Annotated in this window: 27 protein-coding genes and 1 tRNA gene; 12 read left to right on the top strand and 16 right to left on the bottom strand. The window is 60.5% G+C overall.

The genetic code is table 11. From position 1 onward, the window contains the following. The first annotated feature begins 286 nt into the window (after positions 1 to 286). Entirely contained in the window at positions 287 to 763 is a 477-nt protein-coding gene (locus tag E4M07_RS24810) for a single-stranded DNA-binding protein (RefSeq protein ID WP_136661112.1), read from the top strand. 106 nt (positions 764 to 869) lie between these two features. Here E4M07_RS24810 and E4M07_RS24805 read toward each other — a convergent pair whose 3' ends face one another. Next, complete coding sequence (locus E4M07_RS24805) at positions 870 to 1,346, bottom strand: hypothetical protein (RefSeq protein WP_136661111.1); 477 nt, start codon at positions 1,344 to 1,346, stop codon at positions 870 to 872. Between the two features lies 1 nt (position 1,347). Further along, entirely contained in the window at positions 1,348 to 2,373 is a 1,026-nt protein-coding gene (locus E4M07_RS24800) for a hypothetical protein (RefSeq protein WP_136661110.1), read from the bottom strand. Positions 2,374 to 2,779: 406 nt separating this feature from the next. Here E4M07_RS24800 and E4M07_RS24795 point away from each other — a divergent pair, with 406 nt between their 5' ends. The 3 genes from E4M07_RS24795 (at position 2,780) to gyrA (ending at position 7,120) form a co-directional block, all read left to right on the top strand. Then, positions 2,780 to 3,094, top strand: a complete 315-nt coding sequence (locus E4M07_RS24795; RefSeq protein ID WP_246660590.1) for a hypothetical protein — start codon at positions 2,780 to 2,782, stop codon at positions 3,092 to 3,094. Positions 3,095 to 3,177: 83 nt separating this feature from the next. Beyond that, positions 3,178 to 4,128 (top strand): AEC family transporter, encoded by a 951-nt coding sequence (locus E4M07_RS24790; RefSeq protein ID WP_136661109.1) that lies wholly within the window; start codon positions 3,178 to 3,180, stop codon positions 4,126 to 4,128. 238 nt (positions 4,129 to 4,366) lie between these two features. Further along, positions 4,367 to 7,120 carry a DNA gyrase subunit A gene (gene gyrA / locus E4M07_RS24785; protein WP_281404999.1) on the top strand — a complete coding sequence of 918 codons (2,754 nt, stop codon included), beginning with the start codon at positions 4,367 to 4,369 and terminating at the stop codon, positions 7,118 to 7,120. Positions 7,121 to 7,210: 90 nt separating this feature from the next. Here the strand turns inward: gyrA and E4M07_RS29900 are convergent, their stop codons facing one another. Beyond that, positions 7,211 to 7,345: a hypothetical protein gene (locus E4M07_RS29900; RefSeq protein WP_271087436.1), complete on the bottom strand. Its 135-nt coding sequence runs from the start codon at positions 7,343 to 7,345 to the stop codon at positions 7,211 to 7,213. Between the two features lie 504 nt (positions 7,346 to 7,849). On the opposite strand from E4M07_RS29900, the gene coaD reads away from it, so the two are divergent. From coaD to tgt, 5 genes are all read left to right on the top strand, one after another. Continuing rightward, positions 7,850 to 8,341, top strand: a complete 492-nt coding sequence (gene coaD / locus E4M07_RS24780) for a pantetheine-phosphate adenylyltransferase (RefSeq protein ID WP_136661108.1) — start codon at positions 7,850 to 7,852, stop codon at positions 8,339 to 8,341. A 53-nt stretch (positions 8,342 to 8,394) separates the two neighbouring features. Beyond that, positions 8,395 to 8,970 carry a peptidylprolyl isomerase gene (locus tag E4M07_RS24775; protein ID WP_136661107.1) on the top strand — a complete coding sequence of 192 codons (576 nt, stop codon included), beginning with the start codon at positions 8,395 to 8,397 and terminating at the stop codon, positions 8,968 to 8,970. Positions 8,971 to 8,991: 21 nt separating this feature from the next. Next, positions 8,992 to 9,465 (top strand): peptidylprolyl isomerase, encoded by a 474-nt coding sequence (locus E4M07_RS24770; RefSeq protein ID WP_136661106.1) that lies wholly within the window; start codon positions 8,992 to 8,994, stop codon positions 9,463 to 9,465. A gap of 71 nt (positions 9,466 to 9,536) precedes the next feature. After that, positions 9,537 to 10,625, top strand: coding sequence for a tRNA preQ1(34) S-adenosylmethionine ribosyltransferase-isomerase QueA (queA, locus tag E4M07_RS24765; RefSeq protein WP_136661105.1), 1,089 nt, complete (start codon positions 9,537 to 9,539; stop codon positions 10,623 to 10,625). Next, positions 10,622 to 11,752 carry a tRNA guanosine(34) transglycosylase Tgt gene (gene tgt / locus E4M07_RS24760; protein WP_136661104.1) on the top strand — a complete coding sequence of 377 codons (1,131 nt, stop codon included), beginning with the start codon at positions 10,622 to 10,624 and terminating at the stop codon, positions 11,750 to 11,752. The genes queA and tgt overlap by 4 nt, the downstream gene beginning before the upstream one ends. Here tgt and fghA read toward each other — a convergent pair. The 5 genes from fghA to E4M07_RS24735 all read right to left on the bottom strand — a co-directional run bounded on the left by fghA (position 11,749) and on the right by E4M07_RS24735 (position 15,774). Continuing rightward, positions 11,749 to 12,579 (bottom strand): S-formylglutathione hydrolase, encoded by an 831-nt coding sequence (fghA, locus tag E4M07_RS24755; protein WP_136661103.1) that lies wholly within the window; start codon positions 12,577 to 12,579, stop codon positions 11,749 to 11,751. The genes tgt and fghA overlap by 4 nt on opposite strands. A gap of 31 nt (positions 12,580 to 12,610) precedes the next feature. After that, positions 12,611 to 13,693 (bottom strand): glutathione S-transferase family protein, encoded by a 1,083-nt coding sequence (locus E4M07_RS24750; RefSeq protein WP_136661102.1) that lies wholly within the window; start codon positions 13,691 to 13,693, stop codon positions 12,611 to 12,613. Further along, the gene (locus E4M07_RS24745; protein WP_136661101.1) at positions 13,690 to 14,157 is read right to left on the bottom strand and encodes a YaiI/YqxD family protein; all 468 of its coding nucleotides are present in this window, start codon (positions 14,155 to 14,157) and stop codon (positions 13,690 to 13,692) included. Before E4M07_RS24745 ends, E4M07_RS24750 begins: the two co-directional genes overlap by 4 nt. Positions 14,158 to 14,164: 7 nt before the next feature. After that, a complete protein-coding gene (locus tag E4M07_RS24740; RefSeq protein ID WP_136661100.1) occupies positions 14,165 to 15,274 on the bottom strand; it encodes an S-(hydroxymethyl)glutathione dehydrogenase/class III alcohol dehydrogenase in 1,110 nt (369 codons plus the stop codon). Positions 15,275 to 15,384: 110 nt separating this feature from the next. Then, complete coding sequence (locus tag E4M07_RS24735; RefSeq protein ID WP_136661099.1) at positions 15,385 to 15,774, bottom strand: helix-turn-helix domain-containing protein; 390 nt, start codon at positions 15,772 to 15,774, stop codon at positions 15,385 to 15,387. 295 nt (positions 15,775 to 16,069) lie between these two features. On the opposite strand from E4M07_RS24735, the gene E4M07_RS24730 reads away from it, so the two are divergent. Beyond that, positions 16,070 to 16,501, top strand: coding sequence for a potassium channel family protein (locus tag E4M07_RS24730; RefSeq protein WP_136661098.1), 432 nt, complete (start codon positions 16,070 to 16,072; stop codon positions 16,499 to 16,501). A gap of 4 nt (positions 16,502 to 16,505) precedes the next feature. Here the strand turns inward: E4M07_RS24730 and lipB are convergent, their stop codons facing one another. Further along, positions 16,506 to 17,216: a lipoyl(octanoyl) transferase LipB gene (gene lipB / locus E4M07_RS24725; RefSeq protein ID WP_136661097.1), complete on the bottom strand. Its 711-nt coding sequence runs from the start codon at positions 17,214 to 17,216 to the stop codon at positions 16,506 to 16,508. A 193-nt stretch (positions 17,217 to 17,409) separates the two neighbouring features. On the opposite strand from lipB, the gene E4M07_RS24720 reads away from it, so the two are divergent. Together E4M07_RS24720 and E4M07_RS24715 are read left to right on the top strand one after the other, a co-directional pair. Continuing rightward, positions 17,410 to 17,494: transfer RNA gene (locus E4M07_RS24720), tRNA-Leu, on the top strand. A gap of 404 nt (positions 17,495 to 17,898) precedes the next feature. Next, on the top strand, positions 17,899 to 18,585 hold the full coding sequence (locus E4M07_RS24715; RefSeq protein WP_136661096.1) for an outer membrane protein: 687 nt from the start codon (positions 17,899 to 17,901) through the stop codon (positions 18,583 to 18,585). Positions 18,586 to 18,687: 102 nt separating this feature from the next. On the opposite strand, the gene minE is transcribed toward E4M07_RS24715, so the two are convergent. The 7 genes from minE to cyoA form a co-directional block, all read right to left on the bottom strand. Then, positions 18,688 to 18,951: a cell division topological specificity factor MinE gene (minE, locus tag E4M07_RS24710; RefSeq protein ID WP_136661095.1), complete on the bottom strand. Its 264-nt coding sequence runs from the start codon at positions 18,949 to 18,951 to the stop codon at positions 18,688 to 18,690. Then, positions 18,948 to 19,763 (bottom strand): septum site-determining protein MinD, encoded by an 816-nt coding sequence (minD, locus tag E4M07_RS24705; RefSeq protein WP_136661094.1) that lies wholly within the window; start codon positions 19,761 to 19,763, stop codon positions 18,948 to 18,950. The genes minE and minD overlap by 4 nt, the downstream gene beginning before the upstream one ends. 30 nt (positions 19,764 to 19,793) lie before the next feature. Continuing rightward, on the bottom strand, positions 19,794 to 20,489 hold the full coding sequence (gene minC, locus E4M07_RS24700) for a septum site-determining protein MinC (RefSeq protein ID WP_136661093.1): 696 nt from the start codon (positions 20,487 to 20,489) through the stop codon (positions 19,794 to 19,796). A 154-nt stretch (positions 20,490 to 20,643) separates the two neighbouring features. Then, the gene (gene cyoD, locus E4M07_RS24695; protein WP_136661092.1) at positions 20,644 to 20,955 is read right to left on the bottom strand and encodes a cytochrome o ubiquinol oxidase subunit IV; all 312 of its coding nucleotides are present in this window, start codon (positions 20,953 to 20,955) and stop codon (positions 20,644 to 20,646) included. Next, a complete protein-coding gene (cyoC, locus tag E4M07_RS24690; RefSeq protein WP_206057395.1) occupies positions 20,955 to 21,566 on the bottom strand; it encodes a cytochrome o ubiquinol oxidase subunit III in 612 nt (203 codons plus the stop codon). Before cyoC ends, cyoD begins: the two co-directional genes overlap by 1 nt. A gap of 7 nt (positions 21,567 to 21,573) precedes the next feature. After that, entirely contained in the window at positions 21,574 to 23,607 is a 2,034-nt protein-coding gene (cyoB, locus tag E4M07_RS24685) for a cytochrome o ubiquinol oxidase subunit I (protein WP_136661090.1), read from the bottom strand. Positions 23,608 to 23,626: 19 nt separating this feature from the next. Next, a complete protein-coding gene (gene cyoA, locus E4M07_RS24680; protein ID WP_136661089.1) occupies positions 23,627 to 24,496 on the bottom strand; it encodes a ubiquinol oxidase subunit II in 870 nt (289 codons plus the stop codon). Between the last annotated feature and the right edge of the window lie 116 nt (positions 24,497 to 24,612).

The following is a 24,612-nucleotide window of genomic DNA, read 5'->3' as shown; positions in this document are numbered from 1 at the left end:
CAGCGCCGTTCAGGCGGCAATTCGTGGATAGAATGCGGTGCTAAAACTAGGGCTGATTTGCCCCAAGTCGAGATACAAACGCCACATTACCTCACACTCATGACCCAAGCTGAATCATTTGACAAGACACAATAGTGCAACTAGAACATAATGTGAACAAAAAAGCTCCTGTGGATATTTTTTTGTCGGCGGACACGGGCTCGCTGATGGTCTATTGTCGCCCGGAATTAAGGGGGCGCATACCGCTCGGCAGTCGGCCGTGTGCCCGGATTTGTGAGGATTGATCATGGCAGGCAGTGTCAACAAGGTAATATTGGTCGGGAATTTGGGCGCGGATCCTGAGATCCGCCGGACACAGGACGGCCGGCCGATCGCCAATCTGAGGGTGGCGACCTCCGAGAGCTGGCGCGACCGAAACACCGGCGAGCGCCGTGAAAAGACGGAATGGCACCGGGTCGTGATATTCAACGAGGGCCTTTGCAAGATCGCCGAGCAGTATTTGAGAAAAGGCTCCAAGATCTATCTCGAAGGCCAATTGCAGACCCGCAAATGGCAGGACCAGAGCGGCCAGGACCGGTATTCCACCGAGGTCGTGCTCCAGGGCTTCAATTCCGCTCTGACGATGCTCGACGGCAGGTCGGAAGGCGGTGCCGGCGGTGGAGGCGGCGGCGGATTCGGAGACAACCAGCAGGACTACGGCCAGCAGGCACCGGCACAGGAAGGCGGCTTCTCACGGGACATGGATGACGAGATACCGTTCTAGACACGAACCGGGCAAACGCCATTACAGCGTCAGCGTCCGTGTGCCTTGAGTGACCGCCCAGGGAATCCCGGCCTCTTCGTTGTGGAAATGCGGAAGCACCGTTGAGTTACTGGCCCAAACTACCTTCAGGGCCTCGCACTACAAACGTAATTTTCTCGATTGCCAGTCCCTTCGCGCTGACAATGGCCCGATGGTCCCGTGTCCTCAACGTGACGACGAATTCATGTGTGCCTGGCGGCAGGGTGCCCAGGGAAAAGATGGGGGAATAAGCCGTGCCGATTTTCCGGTCGCCCTGATGAATGTGGGCGTGCCCGATATGTGTGGCGTCGGTTTTGCCGACGCAAAGATCGGTAAAAGTGAAATTGCTGGCCTCGATGATAAGCAGCCGCTCACCGCTGGAGGCAATGTCACCCCTCAAACTTATTTCTGGTACCTTTTGTCCTTCGGAGACTTCCGCAAAAACGGCACTGGGCTTTTGTTCCATCGCTCCCGCTACGGCGAGATAAAGGTTCAACGCGACTGTAAAGAAGGCCGTCGCAACGGCAATCTGCATGGCGCAACCGCGATATGCAGGGGCCGTCATATCAGGCCCTCCCGGGATGGTTGGCCAGCTCAGGGTGCCGCCAGCTAAGGGAGACCGAAAGAGGACTGCCGCCATATAACAGGAGCGCAAGCATCAACCCGTAGAGATTGCCGTGCAGTGCGGGGTTCTCTCCAAGAATAACGGCAAAGAATGTAAAGGCGCACAGCAGGAAAAATGCGATTGGGCGCACCATCCTGCCGAAAATCAGCAGCACGCCGGCCAGCAGTTCCACATGCATCATGAGCAGCGCCACAATTGGCAGCGGGATATTGAAGAAATTGAATTCGGCGTGATCCAGAATTGCAATCAGCAATGTTGGCTGGAGGAATTTTACCGAGACCGCCAGACTCACAAATGTCAAACCGGTCAGAATCTGGGCAATTCCCCAGAACAATCTCGGATCGGCCAACCCACGCACGTCGAGGTATTCGATTTGGAAAGCGCTATCGACGCTGAATTTTCCGGCGCCGCAATGGTAGAGCAACAACGCCGGTGCAATGAAATGACCGGCGTAATGCAGGGTAAATTTTTGACCGAATAGTATGCAGCCAACAATGCTCAATAGGACAATGACGATAGCGGTGAACCGGGTCGCCAATCCAAGCAGCAGCAGCATACAGACCGTCAGCGAGGCGCTTCCCAGCAACCACGGCCAAAACCATCCGCTTAGTGTGCTGAGCATCATGTCGGGAACATAAAATGTCGGCTCGCTCCAGAGCTTGGTCCCATGGCGCGGAAGCGCGCCCAGGGCACTGAGCCCGATGGTCGTAGCCATACCCAGCCGGATGGCAAGCGGACCCGCATCCTTCATTTCTTTTCTCAAAATCCAGAGGAAAGCAGAATCGAAGAAGCGGTATCTTTCTTCTGCAAGAACAACGCCGTACAAAAAAACGCTCGCGCAAAGCGACACCGTCATCAGAAGGGGCGGATTTAAAAATACCGGCGGGATCGGTGACCGTGAAAGCGCTTCCAGTTCCGTTGGGGTCAACAGCCAGGCCTCGTGCGCGCTTGCGGCCTCTGCGCTCAACAGTATTCCGCAGATCGCTGCGACTATACGCATATACATCATAGGCTTCAGGACGACCTGCAGGTGGAGGGGTTTGTTTGTGCCGTTGAACAATCACACCCTATTCGGGCCGGATGAATTGAAGCTGATGTGCGTCTTAAGATTGACTTAAGCTTCCGCTGAAGCCCAAGGCAGTCGCGGCGAGCTACCCGCAGTGATTTCGCGCAAATGGACAGGACAATCGACCGCCATATTCCGGCAACACGATCAGCCTGGATATGTTCGCGCGTATTTGATTTCACGGTGAAGGCGTTCACGTGCATTGTTGGGCACTTTCAACACCTGGGGACTTTCCATGAATCACCGCATCTCAACATTGCGAACCCTGCTCATCGCATCGTCGTTGGTCTGCTTTCCGGCGTCCGGCATGGCAGGCGAGGTTGACGTGGTCGATGTCAAGGCCGAGCGCCAGTCCAATGGCGAGTGGCGATTTTCCGTAACGCTGCTGCACGGCGACGAGGGCTGGGATCATTACGCCGACCGCTGGGATGTCGTCGGACCGGACGGCACCGTCTACGGCAAACGCGTGCTCGCGCATCCGCATGAGAATGAACAGCCCTTTACCCGTTCGCTTTCCGGCGTTGCCATCCCCGAGGGCGTGACCAGCGTGACGGTCCGCGGCAATGACAGCGTACACGGCCTCGGCGGCAAGGAGATGGTCGTCGAACTCGATCAGAATTAGTAAGCCGGCGCGCTTTTGCGCATTAGTTTCTATTTGCCTTGTGCCCGGACGGCCTATAGTGCCGTTGCACGGGGGGCGCAGCAGTGACGCTGACAGAAAAGACGCTTGAGCATTTCTTTGTCCTGATCTTCCTTGCCGGGCTGGCAATCTTCCTGCGAAATCGAAATGTCATCCGCCAGCAGGAGCAGGGCGTATTTGCTCGCCTTGTCACGGATTTTGCTCTACCGGCGCTGATCTTCGGGTCGCTGAGCGTCGAGCCGTTCACCCTCGACGGCCTGCTGCCGGCACTTTCGATCCTGACCTCGATTTCGGTCGTCATGCTCGTGGCGTGGGTTCTGGGGCGACTGTTGAAGCTCGGCAAGCCGGTCCTTGGCTCCGTGGTGCTCGTTGCCGGGGTCGGCAGTTCGTCAACGCTCGGCTATGCGATCATCCAGAATGTCTACAGCAACGACCCGCAGGTCATGCGCAAGGTTGTCACCATGGGCGAGTTCGGTGTTGTTTTGCCGCTTTTCACCTTCGGTGTGATGCTTGCGATGTTTTTCGGACGCGACGCTGAGAACAACCACAGTTTCGGCGCCGCGTTTGTTCGGTTCCTGCGTACACCCGTCTTTGCCGCGACGGTGCTCGGTGTCCTGTTTTCTTACATTGAGCTTGATCGGGACAACTGGATCGTCAACAGCCTTTATGAGCTGATCGGCGCCATTGGCGCTTCAATGACAGTGCTGGTTGCCTTTGCGGTCGGGCTGATGCTGAGGCCGATCGAGTTCCGGAAACTGGCGCCCCTGATATTGTTGGTGGCGGGCCTGAAGCTGGTGCTTGAGCCGCTGCTGGCTCTGGCTGCCGGACAGGCGTTCGCACTGGACCCGATCGAGCGCGAATTGCTGATCATTGAAGCGGCCATGCCGTCCGGGACGCTCGCCGCGATTATTGCCGCCCGCTACGGCTGCGACAGCGTTGTCGCATCAAGCCTGGTCGTTGCCACCTATGTGCTCAGCCTGGTCGCCCTGCCGCTGGTTTTCGCCTTCAGTCTTTAGTGCGAATTGAGCCCGCACGGAGGCCGAATCGGCGGTTTTTGCGCCGTCTGCGCGGGTCCTGCGCAAATTTATATCATGTGACAAAAACTTGGGCATATAACTATTTGAAAAATATACAGAAAACCAGCGTGAATTTGTCGCGTTACAGTTGGCTTTTAACGGGCTGATCGTCTATAAGGGGCGCAACTGATTCCATAAAATATGACGGACATATTTCTTGTCGGAACACGATAATTCCCTGACCCCGCCTTCCGGCCCATCCGGCATCGAACCGATCTCCATCATGGAGGAGATGCAGCGCTCTTATCTCGATTATGCGATGAGCGTTATCGTCAGCCGCGCGCTGCCCGACGTGCGCGACGGTCTGAAGCCGGTCCACCGGCGCATTCTCTACGCCATGCATGAAGGCGGCTTCCACTGGAACCGCAAATATGTGAAGTCGTCCCGCATCATCGGTGACGTCATGGGTAAGTATCACCCCCATGGCGACCAGGCGATCTACGACGCCATGGTGCGCATGGCGCAGGACTTTTCCATGCGCGTTCCGCTTATCGACGGGCAGGGCAATTTCGGCTCCATCGACGGCGATCCGCCGGCCGCCATGCGTTACACGGAATCGCGCCTGGCCAAGGTCGCCCACGAGCTGCTTGAGGACATCGACAAGGACACGGTCGATTTCCAGGAAAACTACGACGCTTCCGCCAAGGAACCACGTGTCGTCCCGGCACGCTTCCCGAACCTATTGGTCAACGGCGCCGGCGGCATTGCTGTCGGCATGGCCACCAACATCCCGCCGCACAATCTCGGCGAGGTCATCGACGGCTGCGTCGCTCTGATCGACAACCCGTCGATCGAGCTCGCCGAGCTGATGCAGATTATCCCGGGTCCCGATTTTCCGACTGGCGGTCTGATCCTCGGGCGCTCCGGCATCCGTTCCGCCTATGATACCGGGCGCGGCTCGGTGGTGATGCGCGGGCGTGTTGACGTCGAGCAGATCCGCGGCGAGCGTGAAGCGCTTGTCATCAGCGAGATTCCCTATCAGGTCAACAAGGCGTCGATGATCGAGAAGATGGCCGAGCTCGTGCGCGAAAAGCGCGTCGAGGGCATCTCCGACATCCGCGACGAGTCCGATCGTGACGGATATCGCGTGGTGATCGAACTGAAGCGCGATGCCGTCGCCGATGTGGTCCTCAACCAGCTCTATCGTTTCACGCCGCTGCAGACCTCGTTCGGCTGCAACATGGTGGCGCTCAACGGCGGCAAGCCCGAGCAGATGACGCTGATGGACATGCTGAAGGCGTTTGTCGCCTTCCGCGAGGAAGTGATCAGCCGGCGCACGAAATTTCTTCTCAACAAGGCACGCGAGCGGGCCCATGTGCTTGTCGGGCTGGCCATCGCCGTTGCCAATATCGACGAGGTGATCAGCCTCATCCGCAATGCCCCGGATCCGGGAACCGCCCGGACCCAGCTGATGGAGCGCCGCTGGCCGGCTAAGGACGTTGCGCCGTTGATCGTGCTAATCGACGATCCGCGCCACCGCATCAACGACGACGGAACCTATAATCTGTCCGAGGAGCAGGCGCGCGCCATTCTCGAGCTGCGCCTGGCGCGCCTCACGGCCCTAGGCCGCGACGAGATCGCCGACGAACTCAATGAGATCGGCGCCGAGATCAAGGATTACCTGGAGATCCTCGCGTCGCGGGTCCGCATCCTGGAGATCGTCAAGAAGGAACTGACGGACGTTCGCGACGAGTTCGCGACGCCGCGGCGAACGGAGATTACCGAGGGCGGGCCGGACATGGACGATGAGGACCTCATCGCCCGCGAGGACATGGTCGTCACCGTCTCCCACTCCGGCTACATCAAGCGCGTGCCGCTGGCCACCTACCGGGCCCAGCGCCGCGGTGGAAAGGGCCGTTCCGGCATGGCAACGCGCGACGAGGATTTCGTCAACCGCCTGTTCGTGGCCAATACCCACACGCCGGTCCTGTTCTTCTCCTCGCGCGGCATCGTCTACAAGGAAAAGGTCTGGCGCCTGCCGGTCGGCTCGCCGCAATCGCGCGGCAAGGCGCTGATCAACATGCTGCCGCTGGAGCAGGGCGAACGGATCACCTCGATCATGCCGCTGCCGGAGGACGAGGAGAGCTGGAGCCAGCTCGATGTGATGTTCTCCACGACGCGCGGCACGGTTCGCCGCAACAAGCTCTCCGATTTCGTCCAGGTCAACCGCAACGGCAAGATCGCCATGAAGCTCGACGACGAGAAGGACGAGATCCTCGCCGTCGAGACCTGCGATGAAAACGACGACGTGCTGCTGACGACGGCGCTCGGGCAGTGCATCCGCTTTCCGGTCACCGATGTGCGTGTCTTCGCCGGCCGCAACTCGGTCGGCGTGCGCGGCATCCAGCTCGCCGATGGCGACTGCGTCATCTCGATGGCGATCCTGGTGCATGTCGAGGCGACCCCGGCTGAACGCGCCGCCTATATCAAGTGGAGCAGGGCCGATGACGTCGAACTGGTCGGCGAGGATGCGTCGGTCGGCGAAGGTGAGGAATTCACCGAGGAGATGGCGCAGAACATGCAATCCAAGGAGCAGTTCGTCCTGACCGTCAGCGAGAAGGGTTACGGCAAGCGCTCTTCGTCCTACGACTTCCGCATTTCGGGCAGGGGCGGCAAGGGAATCCGGGCCACCGACACCAGCAAGGTGGACGAGATCGGACCGCTGGTGGCAACGTTCCCGGTCGAGAGCGACGACCAGATCATGCTCGTCTCGGACGGCGGCCAGCTCATCCGCGTGCCGGTCGAGGGCATCCGCATCGCCAGCCGCGCGACTAAGGGTGTGACGATTTTCTCCACGGCGAAACAGGAGAAGGTCGTTTCGGTGGAGCGCATCAGCGAGCCGGAAGAAGAAGATGATGAGGGCGATGGCGCCGAGACAGAAGACACGCCGGACGGCGGGCAGTCCCAAGGAGATGAAGGGGACGAGGCATAAAAAATCCGGATGGCGGGGAACCATCCGGATCAGGTGGGGACTTTATTGATTGGAGGTCAGAAGAGTCCCTGGGTAAATCAAACTAAGCAGTCAATTCTTGATCCTGCTACGCGCCCTCTCGGTCGCTTCAACCTGCTCGCGGTGCATAGCCATCATGGCCGCGCCCATGGTCGCGAGGAACATCGAGGCTATAAGAACCGCCAGGATTGTCAGCGCTGTAACCATTTTCGTCTCCGTGATGTCATTTTCGAATGACCATCGAGTGCATTTTCTGCGCCCTTGAAACTTGATATGGGAACTGCCAACGCCATCTTCAATGCATGTCAAATGGCTTGTGATCGGCGCACCGTTTGCGAACACGTGCCTGTGATCTTCGGCTGATCCCCTGTTTATTGACATCGCTCAGCGGCGACGCGGATTTCGGACCGGCTGCCTCTGTTCCGGTTCGGATGCCAGGACGACGGCGGCGGCAATGCTTATCGTTACGAAGAGCGTAGCGATGAAAGATAAAATTAGCATTGTGGATTCCTCTCAAATTGTCCCGAACACATTAGGAAGCGGCTGCTGAAGCGTTCCTGAAACGGCCGTTCAGCTGGCATTCATGTGGTGGGAACGGCTCTGTGAGGCTCCGGCGGCCCGTTTGCCGGCTTGTTTTGCTTGCACCCGGCGCGAGGTCGTGACAAAAGCGGCGGGACGGATCCGATTGCGGATCGATGACACGAGTTACCCATGTCGATTGCTTTTTATCCTGGATCGTTCGATCCGATCACCAACGGCCACCTGGACGTTCTCATCCAGGCGTTGAACGTCGCGGACAAGGTCGTCGTCGGTATCGGCATCCAGGCGTCGAAGAAGCCGCTCTTCACCGTTGAGAAGCGTTCCGACCTGATTAAGGCCTCCCTTTCCGACATCGTTCCGGGCGAAGAGAAGCGCGTTTCCGTCACATCCTTCAACGGCCTTGCGATCGACGCGGCGCGCGACAGCGGCGCGACGCTTCTGATGCGCGGGCTGAGGGATGGCTCCGATCTCGACTACGAAATGCAGATGGCCGGAATGAACCGCGAAATGGCGCCCGAGATCCAGACGGTTTTTTTGCCTGCCAGCCCGCTCAACCGGCCCATTACTGCCACATTGGTGCGGCAGATCGCTGCAATGGGGGGAGATGTTAGCGCTTTCGTACCGGCCCCCGTCCTGGCGGCCCTGAAGGAACGGAAATCCTGAACGAGGCGCCGGGTCGCAGCCGGGAACCCATCCCGAGAACCGACAGAGTTATCATGAAATCCTTGAGACCACTGGCCGTAGCGGCCTTGCTTGCGATTGGCGTTCTTTCCCTGGCGCGTGCCGATATCGATCCGGAAAACAAGATGACCATCACCCTCAAGGACGGTGACGTCGTGATCGAACTGCTGCCGGATGTCGCGCCCGAGCATGTCCGGCGCATCAAGGACCTCGCCAATGCCGGCAGATACGACAATGTTGCCTTTCATCGCGTGATCGACGGCTTTATGGCGCAGACGGGCGACGTGGAGTACGGCAATCTGGAGGACGGCTTCAACGCGCGCCTGGTCGGCACCGGTGGTTCGCGCGAGCCGAACCTGAACCAGGAATTCTCCGATATCCCCTTTGAGCCCGGCATTGTCGGCATGGCCCGCTCAAGCCACCCCAACACCGCCAATTCGCAGTTCTTCATCATGTTCGAACGTGTCGGTTCGCTGGACGGCAAATACACCGTCTTCGGCCGCGTTGTGGACGGGATGGACCTTATCAGGAACATCAAGCGCGGTGACGACGCGGCCAATGGTGCCGTCCAGAACCCGGATCGCATGATCAAGGTTCGCGTCGGCGAATAAACCAAAAACAAGGAGGTCGTCATGGCCGAGTACAAAGACCCGGAAAACACGATTGTCATGGAAACCAGCAAGGGCAGGGTGGTCATCGAACTGCTGCCCGACCTTGCGCCAAATCATGTTGCCCGGATCAAGGAGCTGTCGCGGGAGAACTTCTACGACGGCATTGTCTTTCACCGTGTGATCGACGGGTTCATGGCCCAGACGGGCGACCCGACGGGCACGGGGATGGGCAGCTCGGACAAGCCGGACCTCCAGGCCGAATTTTCCAACCTGAACCACGTGCGTGGTACCTGCTCGATGGCCCGCTCGCAGAACCCGAACTCGGCCAATTCCCAGTTCTTCATCTGCTTCGACGAGGCGCCGTGGCTCAACAAGCAGTACAGCGTCTGGGGCCAGGTGATCGAAGGCATGGACGTGGTCGACCAGATCAAGCGCGGCGAGCCCGTTCAGGATCCCGACAGCATCACGACGATGCGCGTCGCCGCTGACATTTAGCCCGATCGGCAGTAAAGATGGCTGCGCCCGCTTCTTTGAGGCGGGCGCTTGTTTGTTGCTGAGCCGGTTTCATGCGCGTCGACCTGTTTGACTTCGATTTGCCCGACAGCGCCATCGCGCTGCGCCCCGCGACCCCGCGGGACAGCGCCAGGCTGCTCGTCGTGGATCCTGCGGAAGGGCTCTCCGATTGCACAGTAACGGATCTGGCGGACCTTTTGCGGCCCGGCGATGCATTGGTGCTCAACGACACGAAGGTCATTCCGGCGCAGCTGGAAGGTGTCCGGCGCCGCGGGGAGGATGCCGTCACCAGGATTTCCGCGACACTCCACATGCGCATCGCACCGGACCGGTGGAAAGCATTCGCCCGCCCGGCAAAACGCCTGAAGGCCGGTGACCGCTTCAGTTTCGGGGATCAGAACAACGCCTGCCTCGGAACCTCCCTGGACGGCGTGATCGAAGCAAAGGGCGAAGCCGGCGAGGTCGACCTGAAATTCGATTTGTCGGGCGCTGCGCTCGACGAGGCGATCGCGGCCTCCGGGCACGTGCCGTTGCCGCCCTACATCGCCTCGAAGCGGGCGGACGATGACCGCGACCGCAAGGATTACCAGACCGTCTATGCGCGCCAGGACGGCGCCGTTGCGGCTCCGACCGCCGGTCTTCATTTCACCGATGATTTGTTCGCGCGCCTGGAAAGGTCCGGGATCGAACGTCACTTCGTCACCCTGCATGTCGGGGCCGGGACCTTTCTGCCGGTCAAGGCCGACGATACGGACGATCATGTCATGCACGCCGAGATCGGCGAGGTGTCGGAGGAGACCGCACGTGCGCTCAATGCGATCAAGGCGCGGGGCGGTCGGATCGTCTGCGTTGGCACGACGTCTCTGCGCCTCCTGGAGAGCGCCAGCGACGAGGCCGGCACCCTCCACCCCTGGCGCGGGTCCACCGATATCTTCATAACGCCCGGCTACCGCTTCCGCTTCGTTGACCTATTGATGACCAATTTCCATCTGCCCCGCTCGACCCTCTTTATGCTTGTCTGCGCGTTTTCAGGCTATGAGACCATGCGCAACGCCTATCGACACGCGATCGACAGCGGCTATCGTTTCTATTCCTATGGCGACGCGAGCCTGCTCGTGCGGGCGGACGAGGCAACCAAATGACCGAGAATTTCCAGTTTTCCCTGTTGGCCCGGGACGGGGCCGCCCGGCGCGGTTCGATCACCATGCCGCGCGGTGAAATCCGTACGCCCGCCTTCATGCCGGTCGGCACCGGCGGCACGGTCAAGGCCATGTACATGGACCAGGTCCGTGCGCTCGGCGCCGACGTCATCCTGGGCAATACCTATCACCTGATGCTACGGCCCGGTGCCGAGCGGATCGCGCGCCTCGGCGGCCTGCACGAATTCTGCCGCTGGGAACATCCGATCCTTACGGATTCCGGCGGGTTTCAGGTCATGTCGCTCGCGGGTTTGCGCAAGATCACCGAAAAGGGGGTGACCTTCCAGTCCCACGTTGACGGCACGAAACATGAAATGTCGCCGGAACGCTCGATCGAGATCCAGGGGCTCCTCGGCTCGGACATCCAGATGCAGCTCGACGAGTGCGTCCGGTTGCCGGCCGACGAGAAGGCCATCGAGAAATCCATGGAGATGTCTTTGCGCTGGGCGGAGCGCTGCAAGAAGGCATTCGGCGACCAGCCGGGCAGGGCGATGTTCGGCATCGTGCAGGGCGGTGACGTGGTCCACTTGCGCGAGCGCTCGGCGACGGCACTGAAGGACATGGACCTCAAAGGCTATGCCATCGGCGGGCTGGCAGTCGGCGAGCCGCAGGAGGTCATGCTGGCGATGCTGGACATCACCTGTCCGCTGCTGCCGGAAGACAGGCCGCGCTACCTGATGGGCGTCGGCACGCCCGACGACATCCTGAAATCGGTGGCGCGTGGTATCGATATGTTCGATTGCGTGATGCCGACCCGTGCCGGCCGCCATGGCCTGGCCTATACCCGCCGCGGCAAGATCAACCTGCGCAACGCCCGCCACGCGGAAGACACCCGTCCGCTCGACGAGCAGTCCGATTGTCCTGCGGCGCGCGACTATTCACGCGCCTATCTGCATCATCTCGTGCGCTCGAACGAGGCGCTGGGCGGCATGCTCTTGAGCTGGAACAACCTGGCCTATTACCAGCAGCTCATGCAGGGTATCCGGGATGCGATCGAGGCGGGATGCTACGCCGACTTCATGGCACAGACGCAGGCAGAATGGGAACGCGGCGATATCGAACCGCTCTAGCCTAATCTCTCCGCATGCCAGCGCAGGTGGTCGTCCATGAAGCTCGATATGAAATAGTACGAGTGATCGTAGCCCTGCTGCATGCGCAGCGTGATGCCGATCCCCGTGTCTTTGCAGGCCTCCTCGAATAGCCATGGGCGCAGCCCCTCGTCGAGAAATCCGTCGGCGCTCCCCTGGTCCACCAGGAACTCCGGGTAGCGGGCACCGTCCTCGATGAGCGCGCAGGCGTCGTGTTCGCGCCACAGGTTATCGTCATCGCCCAGATAGGCGCGGAAGGCGCCGATGGACCAGTCCGCGCCCATGGGATGGACGATCGGTGCAAAAGCCGAGCAGCTCCTGTAGCGATCCGGGTTCCTCAGGGCGATGGTCAGGGCGCCGTGGCCGCCCATTGAGTGCCCGAAAACGGCCTGCCTTTCCATATCGGCCGGAAAATTCTCCGCGATCAGCGCCGGAAGTTCCTCGGTGACATAGGAGTACATGCGGTAGTTCTGCGACCACGGCTCCTGGGTGGCGTCGACATAGAAGCCGGCACCCTTGCCGATCTGCCAGTTGTCATCGACGTCCGGAACCGCGCCGCGGGGGCTTGTGTCCGGGCAAACGACGATCAGGCCGAGCTCCGCCGCCAGGCGTCGGTATTCGCCCTTTTCCATCACATTGGCGTGGGTGCAGGTCAGTCCGGACAGATACCAGACGACCGGGCAGGCGTGCTGCTTTGCCTGCGGCGGCACGAAAACGGCAAACTTCATCTCACAGCCGCAGCTTGTCGAGGCATGGCTGTAGACGCCCTGGACACCGCCGAAGGATACGACTTCCGATTCTGTATTCATAATTGTCTATATCCCTTTGATATAGTTGCGGTTAATTGTCGAGAACCAGCTGGAAGTCCTGGCGTCTGACGCGAGTCTTGAATCGCAGCTCAGCCAAGGCGCCCGCGCCGATGTCTTCGAGGAACCGAACGACCGCGGGCCGCTCATCAGGCGGCACGGACTGTATCTTATCGACGACGTGCTGCAGCATCCACTGCACGTAAGGAAACACAGCCCGTTGACCTGCCGCATCGCCGATCCGGAAGCTGTGAAAACCGATGGCGCGGGGAAGATTACGGTCCGAAGCGGAATGTGCGAACGCCGCGACCTGTTCCACTGTGTCCAACAGAACCGGCAGGTGCTCGCTCATGGCCCGCCGCAAAATAGGCAACAGTGTCGACGGGACGGCATCGGTACCGCCCTGCATCGCCCGTCCGCGGTCGGCTGCACTGCGAATGCGTTCGACCCAGCGGACAACGGCCGGCGCCTTGCTGCGCATCAGGGCGCCGGATTCCGGATCGCGGAACAAATGCGCGTAAAGCGGCCCGAACAGGCCAAAGTCGCCCAGGGACGGGGCACGGCCAAGAACATAGTCGTGGACGCTGAAATGGCGCTCGAGCTCGCGCAACAGCGCAAGGTAGCTTTCCTCGATTGCCTCCGTCGTCGCGGGATTGATGCCGAGGGCCGGCAGGGCGCCGGCAAAGGGCTTGGCGATCCGTTCACCCACGGCGCGCTGCTCTTCCGGAGGGAGATCGGGGGCGGACAATGCGCCGAATTCGGCAATGGCGAAGTCCCGGTTGTGGTTCCAGCGGTAGTGCATCGCCGGAAGCACCAGCCATTCGTCGCCGTAGAGCTCGAGGATCATCGACGCCAGCGCCTGAATCGGCCCGGCCGGCAGAACCGGCGGTTCGGGGACCTCGGTCTCGAGACGGCGGATGATTTCGGTTGTATCTTGCATATAGGCGCCGTCGTCGCGCTCGATGACCGGGATGACCAGCCAGCCGATATTGGGCAGGATCTTGTGGATGTAGACATCGCGGCTTGCCGGAATCTCAGCGTAGTCCAAGCCTTTCCAGTCGAGATAGGCGCGCAGCTTGCCGGAAAAATACGAAACCTCCGCGCCGTACATCCTCATGAATGGCCCTCCCGGATCTTCTTGCGGACCAACCGGTCAAGCGCCTCGAGAAAGCTGGACCGGTCGCGCTGCGAAAACGGTGCGTTCAGACCGCGGATCTCGCCGGCCTCCCGGAGGTCCTGGTTGAGGTTGCGCATCGCCGTTGCCATGCCGATCGATGTTTCATCGAAAAGCCGGCCGGACGGGCTCAACGTCCCGGCGCCCGCCTCGACACACCGTCCGGCGAGAAGAACATCTGCTGTAACGACGATATCGCTGTTGCCGGCATGATCGGCGATCCAGTCGTCCGCCGCATCGAAACCGGCCGATACGATCACGTTACGGACCATGGAGTCCCGTGACGGGCGAAGGCCGCCATTGGCGACAAAAGTCACAGGCAGCCCGTGACGTTCCGCCACTTTCAGAACCTCGTTCTTTACAGGGCAGGCGTCTGCATCGACGTATATGACCGGCTTTGCGTCCATTCCCCGGTCAGTAGACGACCACCGACCGAATGGACTCGCCCGCGTGCATGAGGTCGAAACCCTTGTTGATTTCGTCGAGACTGAGCGTGTGGGTGATCATCGGATCGATCTCGATCTTGCCCTCCATGTACCAGTCGACGATCTTCGGAACGTCGGTGCGGCCGCGTGCGCCGCCGAATGCGGTGCCGCGCCAGGAACGGCCGGTCACCAGTTGGAACGGGCGGGTGGAAATCTCCTGTCCGGCGCCGGCCACACCGATGATGATCGATTCGCCCCAGCCCTTGTGGCAGCATTCCAGCGCGTCGCGCATGACGTTCACATTGCCGATGCACTCGAAGGAGTAATCGGCACCGCCTTTTGTCAGGTCGACCAGGTGGGGAACCAGATCGCCTTCCACCTCGGACGGGTTGACGAAATGGGTCATGCCGAACTTCTCGCCCCATTCCTTCTTGTCATTGTTGAGATCCACGCCGACGATCATCTCTGCACCGATGAGACGCAGGCCCTGGATGACATTAAGGCCGATGCCGCCGAGGCCGAAGACAACCGCGCGGCATCCCGGTTCGGCCTTCGCCGTGTTGATGACCGCTCCGATGCCGGTCGTGACCCCGCAGCCGATGTAGCAAACCTTGTCGAATGGCGCGTCCGGATGAATTTTCGCCAGGGCAATTTCGGGCAGCACCGTGAAATTGGCGAAGGTGGACGTGCCCATGTAGTGGAAGATCTTCTCGCCGTTCATGGAGAAACGGCTTGTGCCATCCGGCATCAGGCCCTGTCCCTGGGTGGCGCGGATGGCCTGGCACAGATTGGTCTTCGGGTTGAGGCAGTACTCGCACTCGCGGCACTCGGGCGTGTAAAGCGGTATAACGTGATCGCCGGGTTTCAGACCGGTTACGCCAGGACCCACTTCGCGCACGACACCTGCGCCCTCATGGCCGAGGATGGCGGGGAAAATACCTTCCGGGTCGGCGCCGGAGAGCGTGAATTCGTCGGTATGGCAGATGCCGGTCGCCATGATCTCGACGAGAACTTCGCCGGCCTGCGGACCGTCGAGCTGCACGGTGGTTATCTCAAGCGGTTTGCCGGCCTCGACCGCCAGTGCTGCGCGAACGTCCATATCTTCCTCCCTCAGTCGGTATCATTCGTTCTGCCAGACTGGCACACTGTCAAAACGCGTGCGATGCCTCAATAGGCGCGCCGGAAAAAAATGGCGTTGGCGGCAGTCGATCATTCGCCGATCTGCTGCGACACCCGCCTCGCTTCGGCTTCAATGGCCTCGATCATGTGGCCCATCGCTTCATGGGATTTTTTCAGTTTCGACAACTGCGTGACCAGGACCCGCAGTTCCGAATGTACCACCGGCAGGTTTGGCGCTTCGCCGATGCCGTTCAAAAGCCAGGTCGGCGATACGCCGAGAACGCCGGCGAGCATCGTGACCCGGTTGGCGCGCGGCTCCGACCGGTCCGTCTCCCATGCGTGAACGGTATCGGTCTTGACGCCGAGCCGGCGTGCCAGCTGCGATGTGGTCAGGTCGAGCGCGTCGCGCGCCCGCGAGATCCGGCCGCCGAGCGTATCGTAGTCCGGATGTTCGACGGAGATATCCAATTGGGTCGACATATGCTGCTCCTGTTGCGCTCCTGCTACCGACGGCTTGCGGTCACGGTTTATGACAAAGCAGGACGGTTGCGAAAGGAAATGTCGGTGCGCGCGTCATTATGTCCGTTACGCACCGCTGTGTGCAAAAGCACCGGGTCGTCCTTCCGTCCGCACGGGGCATTATTAGTCCCGCCGGTTGGCGCATTGTTTCTTGATTCCGTCAAATATCTGCCGAATGCCGATGTATTTGCGCCCTTATGGGATTTGTGCCAACCAACGCACACGATCAAAACAGGGAAACTGGGGGTGGGTCTTCATGCTGCCGGATATAATACTGGGAACAGCCGTGGTGTCGCTGACGGTCCTGGTCCACACGCTGGGCCTGGTCGGAATCGCGAACGTCATGAACCGTGTTGCGGGACTGCACCCGATACACGAATTCCGCAGCAAGGTCATTTCGATGGTGATCCTTGTTCACGGGCTGATCTTGGTGCATTCCGTCGAGATCTGGATCTGGGCGGTGGTCTACGAACTGGCCGGCGCCATCGAAAATATCTCGGATGCGCTCTATTTTTCCGCCATAACATTTTCGACACTCGGATATGGCGATGCCCTCATCACCAAGGAATGGCAGTTGATGGCCGGCATGGAAGGCCTCAGCGGTTTCGTGCTGATCGGCTGGTCGACCGCCTATCTGGTTGCCGCCTCGACGCGCATCGGTCCGTTCCAGGCCGGCAAGCATTTCTAGGCGATCAGTCCGAGGTCGGACCGAAGATCGTTTCGAAGGATTGTCGCAGGGCAATGTCTGTGTCGGCCATGGTCACCGGCAGGCCGAGGTCGACGATGCTGGTCACCCCGTGTGCGGTGACGCCGCACGGCACGATACCGGAAAAATGCTCGAGATCCGGTTCGACATTGATCGATATGCCGTGAAAACTGACCCAGCGGCGCAGCCGGATGCCGATGGCGGCGATCTTGTCCTCTGCGGCAGTGCCGTCGGGGAGGGCGGGCCGCTCCGGGCGCGCCACCCAGACGCCAACGCGGTCCTCGCGGCGCTCGCCCCGGATGTTCATGCCGGCGAGTGTGTCGATCACCCAGGCTTCCAGCGCCGATACAAATGCCCGGACATCGCAGCGTCGCCGCTTCAGGTCGAGCATCACATAGGCGACGCGCTGCCCCGGCCCGTGATAGGTGTATTCACCGCCGCGTCCCGTCCGGTGGACGGGGAAGCGCCCCGGCGACAGAAGATCCGATTCGTCGGCACTTGTACCGGCCGTATAGAGCGGCGGATGCTCGACCAGCCACACAAGCTCGTCTGCGCCGCCCCTGGCGATCGCTTCGGCGCGCTCTTCCATGAAATCCACCGCGTCGCCGTAGTCGGTCAGGCCGGGTGCCACAAGCCAGCGCACCGGTGGCGATCCCTCGGTTGCAAAGAAGCCGGTCTCGATGTCGCTGCGCTGCATTGTGTTCGCGTGGAATATCCCTGTTCGATGCCTATTTGGCGCGCGCGGCGTCGCAGTGCAAGGCCCATTGTGTGCCGAACGTTGGGGGCCTGTTTCGGGAGCCCGCGAAGGCGGACAAAAAAACGTCACAGCCCCTTGTCTCGCTACAGGCTATTTGGTACATGCGGCGCGCCGGTAACGGCTTCTACCACGTGCGGTCGTGGCGGAATTGGTAGACGCGCAGCGTTGAGGTCGCTGTGGGGCAACCCGTGGAAGTTCGAGTCTTCTCGACCGCACCATTTCAAATCGAAATATGTGCAATACAGCGGCGCCGTTGCTCCCGGAGCGGGCAGTGCCGTCCGCATCGCCATTTGAAACAGTTGTTTACTTAACGGCACCGCAATATACGATTCGTTTTTACCGCGCACGTAGGTGCCTTTTCGATATCTCTACCGTTAAGGGAAATTAATACTTCGTTACTCCGCGCATCCGGCGGCGCATTCGCATAGAAAGTCGGCAAACAATGAATATTTATAAATATTAAGCAGATAGAAACGAAGGGCTCATGGGTGCCTATTTTTGCCGTGTCTCAAATTGGCAACACAAGTGAATTCTCAACTTCTGCGTTCGCTTCCTCTATTGCAACTTTCTGGTAGCCCAGTAAAACTCGGTCTATCGATTTTGTGCGTTTAGGGGGTTTCTTATGCGCAAAGCTATTCTGACGGGTGTTTTGATGAGCGCCCTTGCTGCCACGACGGCATACGCTGCGGATGCGGTTGTTGCACCTGAGGCGGCGCCAGTAGCACCCGTTGCTCAGGGGACAGACTGGACCGGATTGTATCTGGGCATTCAGCTGGGCGGCCAGTGGACAGATGCAACGGTTGATATCCCGGCATATCCTTCGAATTTCAGCAATGACACATCTGGATTTGTTGGCGGTGGATATGTCGGATATAACTTCCAGCTGACACCATCCATTGTCGCCGGTGTTGAAGCCGACGGAAACTGGATGGACATTAGTGCTACCGCGCTTTCCGGTGGCGGCGGTGGTGAGACCTACACAATTGAACAGGACTGGGACGCTTCAGTCCGCGGTCGGCTGGGTTACAGCACCGGCCAGGCGCTGCTGTATCTTACCGGTGGTGTAGCGTTTACGAATTTGGAAACATTCTACACGCCGATCGCAGGGGGTACGGACAGCGATACGTTGACCGGATGGAACGTGGGCGCTGGCGGTGAGTACATGTTCACTCAGAACATCGCCGGAAGGGTGCAATACCTCTACACCGATTTCGGTACAGGTAACTTCACCCATCTCGGAGCGTCATCGGTTGACTACAAAACCCACAAGGTGCAGGCCGGTCTCAGCTGGCGGTTTTCCTGGCCGTGATAGCGACCGATTGACAACGCACCCGTGCAATTCAGAAAACCCCGCCAATTTGGCGGGGTTTTTCATTTGCCGTTGTCGCCCGAGCTTGGTGACCTGGCGGGCTTACGCCGCCCGCACGCCCGTGTCGAACGGGATTTCTATATCGACGGCGAGCGTCGAGACCTGGGCGCCGCGCTCCATCTTGACATGGACCTTGCGGCCTTCGATCTGCACATGCTTGGAGAGCACATCGATAATCTCCTCGCGGAGTATTTCCACAAGGTCGGTGCCACCCATTGACGCTCGTTCATGGGCGAGCAGGACCTGCAGCCGCTCACGGGCTGCGGAGGCCGAACTTCGCCTTCCGAAAAAACGGAGTATGTTCATGCAGCTTTCCTTCCGAAGAATTTTCCGAAGAATCCGCGCTTTTCCCCTGGTACGGTAATGGGTACGGCCTCGCCGGAGAGGCGCCGTGCCGCGTCGCAATAGGCCCTTGCCGTCTCGCTGCGGCTGTCCGCCAGCGTGACCGGCGCGCCAATGTTTGAGGCGCGAAGGACGTCCGTGCTTTCCGGAATGATGCCGAGAAGCGGGATCGACAGGATCTCCAGCATGTCATCGACATTCAGCATCTCGCCGGTCGCCGCCCGCATCGGGTCGTAGCGATTGAGGAGCAGGTGCTTTTCCATCTGTTCGCCGCGTTCCGCCTTGACCGTCTTGGCATCGAGCAGGCCGATGATGCGGTCCGAGTCGCGAACCGAGGAGACTTCCGGGTTCGTGACCACGATGGCGGCGTCCGCGTGGCGCATCGCCAGGGTCGGGCCGCGCTCGATCCCGGCCGGACTGTCGCAAAGCACCCAGTCAAAGGCCTTCTTGAGCGATGTGATGACCCGCTCGACGCCCTCGGGCGTCAGCTTGTCCTTGTCGCGCGTCTGGGACGCCGGCAACAGGAAGAGGTTTTCCAGGCGTTTGTCGCGGATCAGCGCCTGCGACAGCTTGGCCTCTCCCTGGATCACGTTGATCAGATCGAAGACCACCCGCCGTTCCGCGCCCATGACAAGATCGAGATTGCGCAGGCCGACGTCGAAATCGACAACCACGACCTTCTCGTTTCTTTGCGCCAACGCGGCCCCGATGGCAGCCGTCGACGTAGTTTTCCCAACGCCGCCCTTGCCGGATGTGATCACGATCGCTTTGCCCATATCCTTCTCCTTAATTGGCAGCCCGCCGGCTCAGCCCTGTGTGTCCCCCAGGATTGCTTCATTCTCCAACCAGAGCTGAACGGCCTGTCCGCGCAGCTCGTCCTCAAAATCCTCGGATGTCTTGTAGTAGCCCGCTATCGCGACGAGCTCCGCTTCAAGTTTGCGGCAGAAAATTCGCGCGGCGTCGTTGCCCATGGAACCCGCAACGACGCGGCCGCGGATGGTTCCGTAGACGTGAACCGAGCCGCCTGCGATGACCTCCGCCCCGGAGGCCACGGAACCGACAATGGTGATATCGCCTTCCGATGTCAGCAATTGCCCAGAGCGCACCGGCTGCGTCACCATGAGCGAGGGCGCCGCTGGTTCGCTTTCGATTTCCGGTGCATCCTCATCCGGCTCTTCGAGGTCTGATGCCGGAAGACCGCCGGCCATGGCCGGTGGCATGTCACTGCCAAGCAATGTCGGATCAGCACCCTCGATCCCCATGATGCGGACGTGCCGTTCCCGGAGCTGTTCGATCAGGCCCCGCAGTTCAGCACCGTCCATTTCGAGGCCGTCGACATCGAGCACGATGGGACGGCGCAGGAAAAAGCCGGCTGATCTCGCGGCCAGATCGTCAAGCCGTGCCAGCCAGTCGTCAAACGGCGGCTCTGGACTGAGCACGAGCGCCAGAAAGGAACGTCCTTTAAGTCGAATGGGCTTGGTGTCGGTTAGCACTTCGGTCATCTTCGTTAACAATCCTTAACCCGACCCTATTTGAATCGGGGTTAACGAAGTGTTACCGCACGGAGCTTGCGGGAAGATTGAGGCGAAGTCTTTTTCTACCGCCGCCCGACCTGTTGCAGCCGCGCAACGCGTTTGCGGTCCGCTTCTTCGGCTTTCAGCCCATCATCCGGTAGTGCAGGTCGAACATGATCCAGAGCGTGCCGCCGACGAGGATGAAGATCAGCACCGCGGCAAAGACGAGCGCGAGCATGTTGTCGCGCGGTGTTGTCCTGAAGTTCAGGTGCAGGAAATAGTACATGTGCACCAACATCTGGATGATGGCCGCGACCGCGATCACGATCAGCGTCGCACGGACGGGCAGGGCGCCAACCCAGACAAGCGCAAAGGGAATCACCGTCAGGATGAGTGCCAGGACGAAGCCGGTCAGGTAGGCTTTATGGGTGTGCGTGTCGGCCGGTCTTTGCATCACATAACCCCCGGCAGGTAGACGACCGAGAAAATCCCGATCCAGACGATATCGAGGAAGTGCCAGAAGAGGCCGAGCCGGTAGAGCCGCGAGCGCACCGGGTTGGTCAGCCCCTTCATGGAAATCTGCACCGTCATCACAGCGATCCCGACGATGCCGAGGCTCACATGTAGCCCGTGCGTGCCGACCAGCGTGAAGAACGCCGACAGAAAGCCGCTCGTGCCCGGTCCGGCGCCGGCGCTGATCATGCCTGCGAACTCGATGATTTCCATGGCGACGAAGCCGGCGCCGAGCACGATGGTGACAATCAGCCACTGGATGACGCGGCCGCGCTGGCCGGCGAGCGAGGCAAGTGTGGCGAAGCCGAAGGTGATGCTCGAGCACAAAAGCAGCAGCGTCTCGCCGGCCGTGTGCGGCAGGCTGAACAGGGACTTGGCGTCAGGCCCGGACGCGATGTTGCCGCTCATGACCACATAGGTCGCGAACAAGAGCGCGAAGATCACCGCATCGGTCATCAGGTAAAGCCAGAAGCCGAATTCGCGTTCCTCGAACTCCTCGCCGCCGCCGAGATGGGCGACCGGTTCGTCGTGCACTGCGGTTGTCTCAGCCATCGCCATGTCAGATGTTCCCCGGCATCGGTTGCTCTGCGGCGGGGTCGGTCCCCGGCTGCGGCAGGTCGGTCGGCAGTTTGAGGGTCGAGAACTGACGCTTGTTCTCGATGGCCTCGACCTCGGTCGCCGGGATCGTGAACTCGTCGTCGTCGTTGCTGGCCCTGTAGATGAGGATCGCGACCGCGCCGACGAGGCTGAGGGCCGCCAGCCACCAGATGTGCCAGATCATGGCGAAGCCGAGAACAAACCCGCCGGCGCCGAGCATCACGCCGGCACCGGTGCTCTTTGGCATCGTAATGTCCTCGTAGCGGTCCGGGTGTACGCCGACGACACCGCGCCGTTTCATGTCGGCGAAGGCGTCGATATCCTCGACCTGCGGGATGACCGCGAAATTGTACGGCGCGGGCGGCGACGAGGTTGCCCATTCCAGCGTGCGACCGTTCCACGGATCGCCGGTCGCATCGACCGCCTGCGCCCGATCGCGCACGCTGACATAGAGCTGCATTGCAATGCAGGCGATGCCGATCAATACGAAGACCGCGCCGACTGCGGCGACCATGAGATAGGGCTGCCATTCAGCGACGTTGTAGTGCTCCATCCGCCGCACCATGCCCATGAAGCCGAGCACGTATAGCGGCATGAAGGCGAGGTAGAAGCCGATGATCCAGAACCAGAAGGCGCGGATGCCCCAGGTCTCGTCGAGCTTGAAACCGAAGGCCTTGGGGAACCAGTAGTTCATGCCGGCGAGATAGCCGAAGAGGGCGCCCGGAATGAGCATGTTGTGGAAATGCGCCACGAGGAATGTGGAATTGTGCATCAGGTAGTCTGCCGGCGGCAGCGCGAGAAGCACGCCGCTCACGCCGCCGATGACGAAGGTGACGATGAACCCTATGGTCCAGTACATCGAGGGGTGAAAAACGATGCGGCCGCGGAACATGGTGAACAGCCAGTCGAACACCTTAACGCCGGTCGGCACTGCGATGATCATGGTCGCGATACCGAAGAACGCGTTCACATTGGCGCTCGAGCCCATGGTGAAGAAATGATGCAGCCACACGGTGAAGGACAGGATGCCGATGCAGCCGGTGGCATAGACGAGCGAATCGTATCCGAACAGGCGCTTGCCGGAGAATGTCGCGACGACCTCCGAGTAGACGCCGAATGCGGGCAGTATGAGGATGTAGACCTCCGGGTGCCCCCAGATCCAAAGCAGGTTGGCGAAATTCATCATGTTTCCGCCGTCGCCATTGGTGAAGAAATGGAAGCCGAGATAGCGGTCGAGGCCGAGCTGAATGGCGACGACGGTCAGTGCCGGGAAAGCGAAGGCGATCAGGATGCTGACAACCAGAGTCGTCCACGAGAACATCGGCATGCGCATCAGCGTCATGCCGGGCGCGCGCTTCTTCAGGATGGTCACGACAAAGTTGATGCCCGTCATGGTGCTGCCGACACCACTGACGAGCAGCGCCCAGAGCCAGTAGTCGACGCCGACGCCGGGATTGAACTCGATGCCCGAATAGGGCGGGTAGCCTGTCCAGCCGGCCGTCGAGAACTTGCCGACGACGAGCGATACGAGCACCAGGCCCGCGCCGGCGGCCGTCAGCCACAGGCTGATGGAGTTCATGAACGGAAACGCGACGTCACGGGCGCCGATCTGCTGCGGGGCGACGATGTTGAACAGCCCGGTCAGGAACGGCATCGCCATGAAGAACACCATGATGGTGCCGTGCGAGGTGAAGATTTGCTCGAAATGCTCGGGCGGCAGGTAACCGTCTGAATTCAGGGCGAAAGCCTGCTGCGCGCGCATCATGATGGCATCGATGAAGCCGCGGATGAGCATGACCAGCGCCAGCACGATATACATAATGCCGATCTTCTTGTGATCGACGCTGGTCAGCCATTCGGTCCAAAGGTAGCGCCAGGCGCCCAGATAAGTGATCAGCGCGACGACGATCAGGCCGCCGAAGACCGTCACGCCCGCGCCGGCCATGGCGACCCAGCTGTAGAACGGAAGTGCATCGATCGTCAGTTTTCCGAGCATGCGTTCCTCCGGATTGTCCCTACTGATCCGTCATCGTCGACGAGTGCGCAGGGCGCGCCGCGTATTTCGCAAGGATCGTCTCGAAGAGATCCGATTCGTAAGACGAATAATATTCAACGCCGTGCGCGACGCTGGGCTCGGCGAGCGTCGCGTAGGCAGACTGATCCAGCGCCGTCTCGGACTGGCGGACCTTTTGCACCCAGCTGTCGAAGTCGCTATTGGACATCGAATAGGCCTGGAAGTGCTGGTCCGCGAATCCATCGCCGCTGAACATGGTGTTGCGGCCGGTGAACTGCCCGGGTTCGTCGGCAATGAGGTGAAGCCGGCTGGTCATGCCGGCCATGGCGTAGATCTGCCCGCCGAGCGCCGGAATCATGAACGAGTTCATGACCGTGTCGGACGTGATGCGCAGCGAGAGCGGCCGTTCCTGCGGGAACGCCAACTCGTTGACCGTGGCAATTCCGTATTCGGGGTAGATGAAGAGCCACTTCCAGTCCTGCGCCACGACCTGCACCTCGATCGGGTTCTGCGTCCCGGTAATCGCCTTGTAGGGATCGAGCTTGTGGGTGGTCGTCCACAGAAGGTAGCCAAGCGCCGCGACGATCAGCGCGGGAACCAGCCAGATCAGCGCGTCGATACCTGCCGAATAGGACCAGTCGGGCTTGTACTGGCCCTTACCGCCGGAGGCCCGATAGCGCCATACGAACACGGCCGCCAACACGAAGACCGGTATGACGACGATCAGCATCAGGTAGAAGGCCGTGAACAAAAGGTCGCGCTCGGCGAGTGCGATCGGGCCCTTTGGATTGAGGATCGGCGCGGTTCCGAGCCCGCACCCCGACAATGCGATGGCGGCCAGGAAAACCGGCAGTGTTCTCAGTCGTCGCATCCCGGCCTTGATATCCACTTGTCATTCCCCGCCAAGGGTTTATCGGCAATGTGCTCGGGCAATACACCAGGTGCTTGCGCCCATGTCGACCGCCATCTTACGGCGGTCGCGACCGT

Source organism: Nitratireductor sp. XY-223 (assembly GCF_004959855.1).
Classification (GTDB): Bacteria; Pseudomonadota; Alphaproteobacteria; order Rhizobiales; family Rhizobiaceae; genus Hoeflea_A.
This window is presented reverse-complemented; position numbering and strand designations above follow the sequence as displayed.

Bases quoted from the DNA above. Each gene is read 5' to 3' on its own strand.
- minC (WP_136661093.1), bottom strand. From the start codon at position 20,489: ATGACCGAAGTGCTAACCGACACCAAGCCCATTCGACTTAAAGGACGT.
- E4M07_RS24795 (WP_246660590.1), top strand. From the start codon at position 2,780: ATGGCAGGCGAGGTTGACGTGGTCGATGTCAAGGCCGAGCGCCAGTCC.
- E4M07_RS24730 (WP_136661098.1), top strand. From the start codon at position 16,070: ATGCTGCCGGATATAATACTGGGAACAGCCGTGGTGTCGCTGACGGTC.
- fghA (WP_136661103.1), bottom strand. From the start codon at position 12,579: ATGAATACAGAATCGGAAGTCGTATCCTTCGGCGGTGTCCAGGGCGTC.
- E4M07_RS24715 (WP_136661096.1), top strand. From the start codon at position 17,899: ATGCGCAAAGCTATTCTGACGGGTGTTTTGATGAGCGCCCTTGCTGCC.
- E4M07_RS24745 (WP_136661101.1), bottom strand. From the start codon at position 14,157: ATGGACGCAAAGCCGGTCATATACGTCGATGCAGACGCCTGCCCTGTA.
- E4M07_RS24770 (WP_136661106.1), top strand. From the start codon at position 8,992: ATGGCCGAGTACAAAGACCCGGAAAACACGATTGTCATGGAAACCAGC.
- E4M07_RS24810 (WP_136661112.1), top strand. From the start codon at position 287: ATGGCAGGCAGTGTCAACAAGGTAATATTGGTCGGGAATTTGGGCGCG.
- cyoA (WP_136661089.1), bottom strand. From the start codon at position 24,496: ATGCGACGACTGAGAACACTGCCGGTTTTCCTGGCCGCCATCGCATTG.
- tgt (WP_136661104.1), top strand. From the start codon at position 10,622: ATGACCGAGAATTTCCAGTTTTCCCTGTTGGCCCGGGACGGGGCCGCC.
- queA (WP_136661105.1), top strand. From the start codon at position 9,537: ATGCGCGTCGACCTGTTTGACTTCGATTTGCCCGACAGCGCCATCGCG.
- cyoB (WP_136661090.1), bottom strand. From the start codon at position 23,607: ATGCTCGGAAAACTGACGATCGATGCACTTCCGTTCTACAGCTGGGTC.
- E4M07_RS24740 (WP_136661100.1), bottom strand. From the start codon at position 15,274: ATGGACGTTCGCGCAGCACTGGCGGTCGAGGCCGGCAAACCGCTTGAG.
- E4M07_RS29900 (WP_271087436.1), bottom strand. From the start codon at position 7,345: ATGGTTACAGCGCTGACAATCCTGGCGGTTCTTATAGCCTCGATGTTC.
- E4M07_RS24805 (WP_136661111.1), bottom strand. From the start codon at position 1,346: ATGACGGCCCCTGCATATCGCGGTTGCGCCATGCAGATTGCCGTTGCG.
- lipB (WP_136661097.1), bottom strand. From the start codon at position 17,216: ATGCAGCGCAGCGACATCGAGACCGGCTTCTTTGCAACCGAGGGATCG.
- minD (WP_136661094.1), bottom strand. From the start codon at position 19,763: ATGGGCAAAGCGATCGTGATCACATCCGGCAAGGGCGGCGTTGGGAAA.
- cyoC (WP_206057395.1), bottom strand. From the start codon at position 21,566: ATGGCTGAGACAACCGCAGTGCACGACGAACCGGTCGCCCATCTCGGC.
- coaD (WP_136661108.1), top strand. From the start codon at position 7,850: ATGTCGATTGCTTTTTATCCTGGATCGTTCGATCCGATCACCAACGGC.
- E4M07_RS24775 (WP_136661107.1), top strand. From the start codon at position 8,395: ATGAAATCCTTGAGACCACTGGCCGTAGCGGCCTTGCTTGCGATTGGC.
- minE (WP_136661095.1), bottom strand. From the start codon at position 18,951: ATGAACATACTCCGTTTTTTCGGAAGGCGAAGTTCGGCCTCCGCAGCC.
- E4M07_RS24735 (WP_136661099.1), bottom strand. From the start codon at position 15,774: ATGTCGACCCAATTGGATATCTCCGTCGAACATCCGGACTACGATACG.
- E4M07_RS24750 (WP_136661102.1), bottom strand. From the start codon at position 13,693: ATGAGGATGTACGGCGCGGAGGTTTCGTATTTTTCCGGCAAGCTGCGC.
- cyoD (WP_136661092.1), bottom strand. From the start codon at position 20,955: ATGCAAAGACCGGCCGACACGCACACCCATAAAGCCTACCTGACCGGC.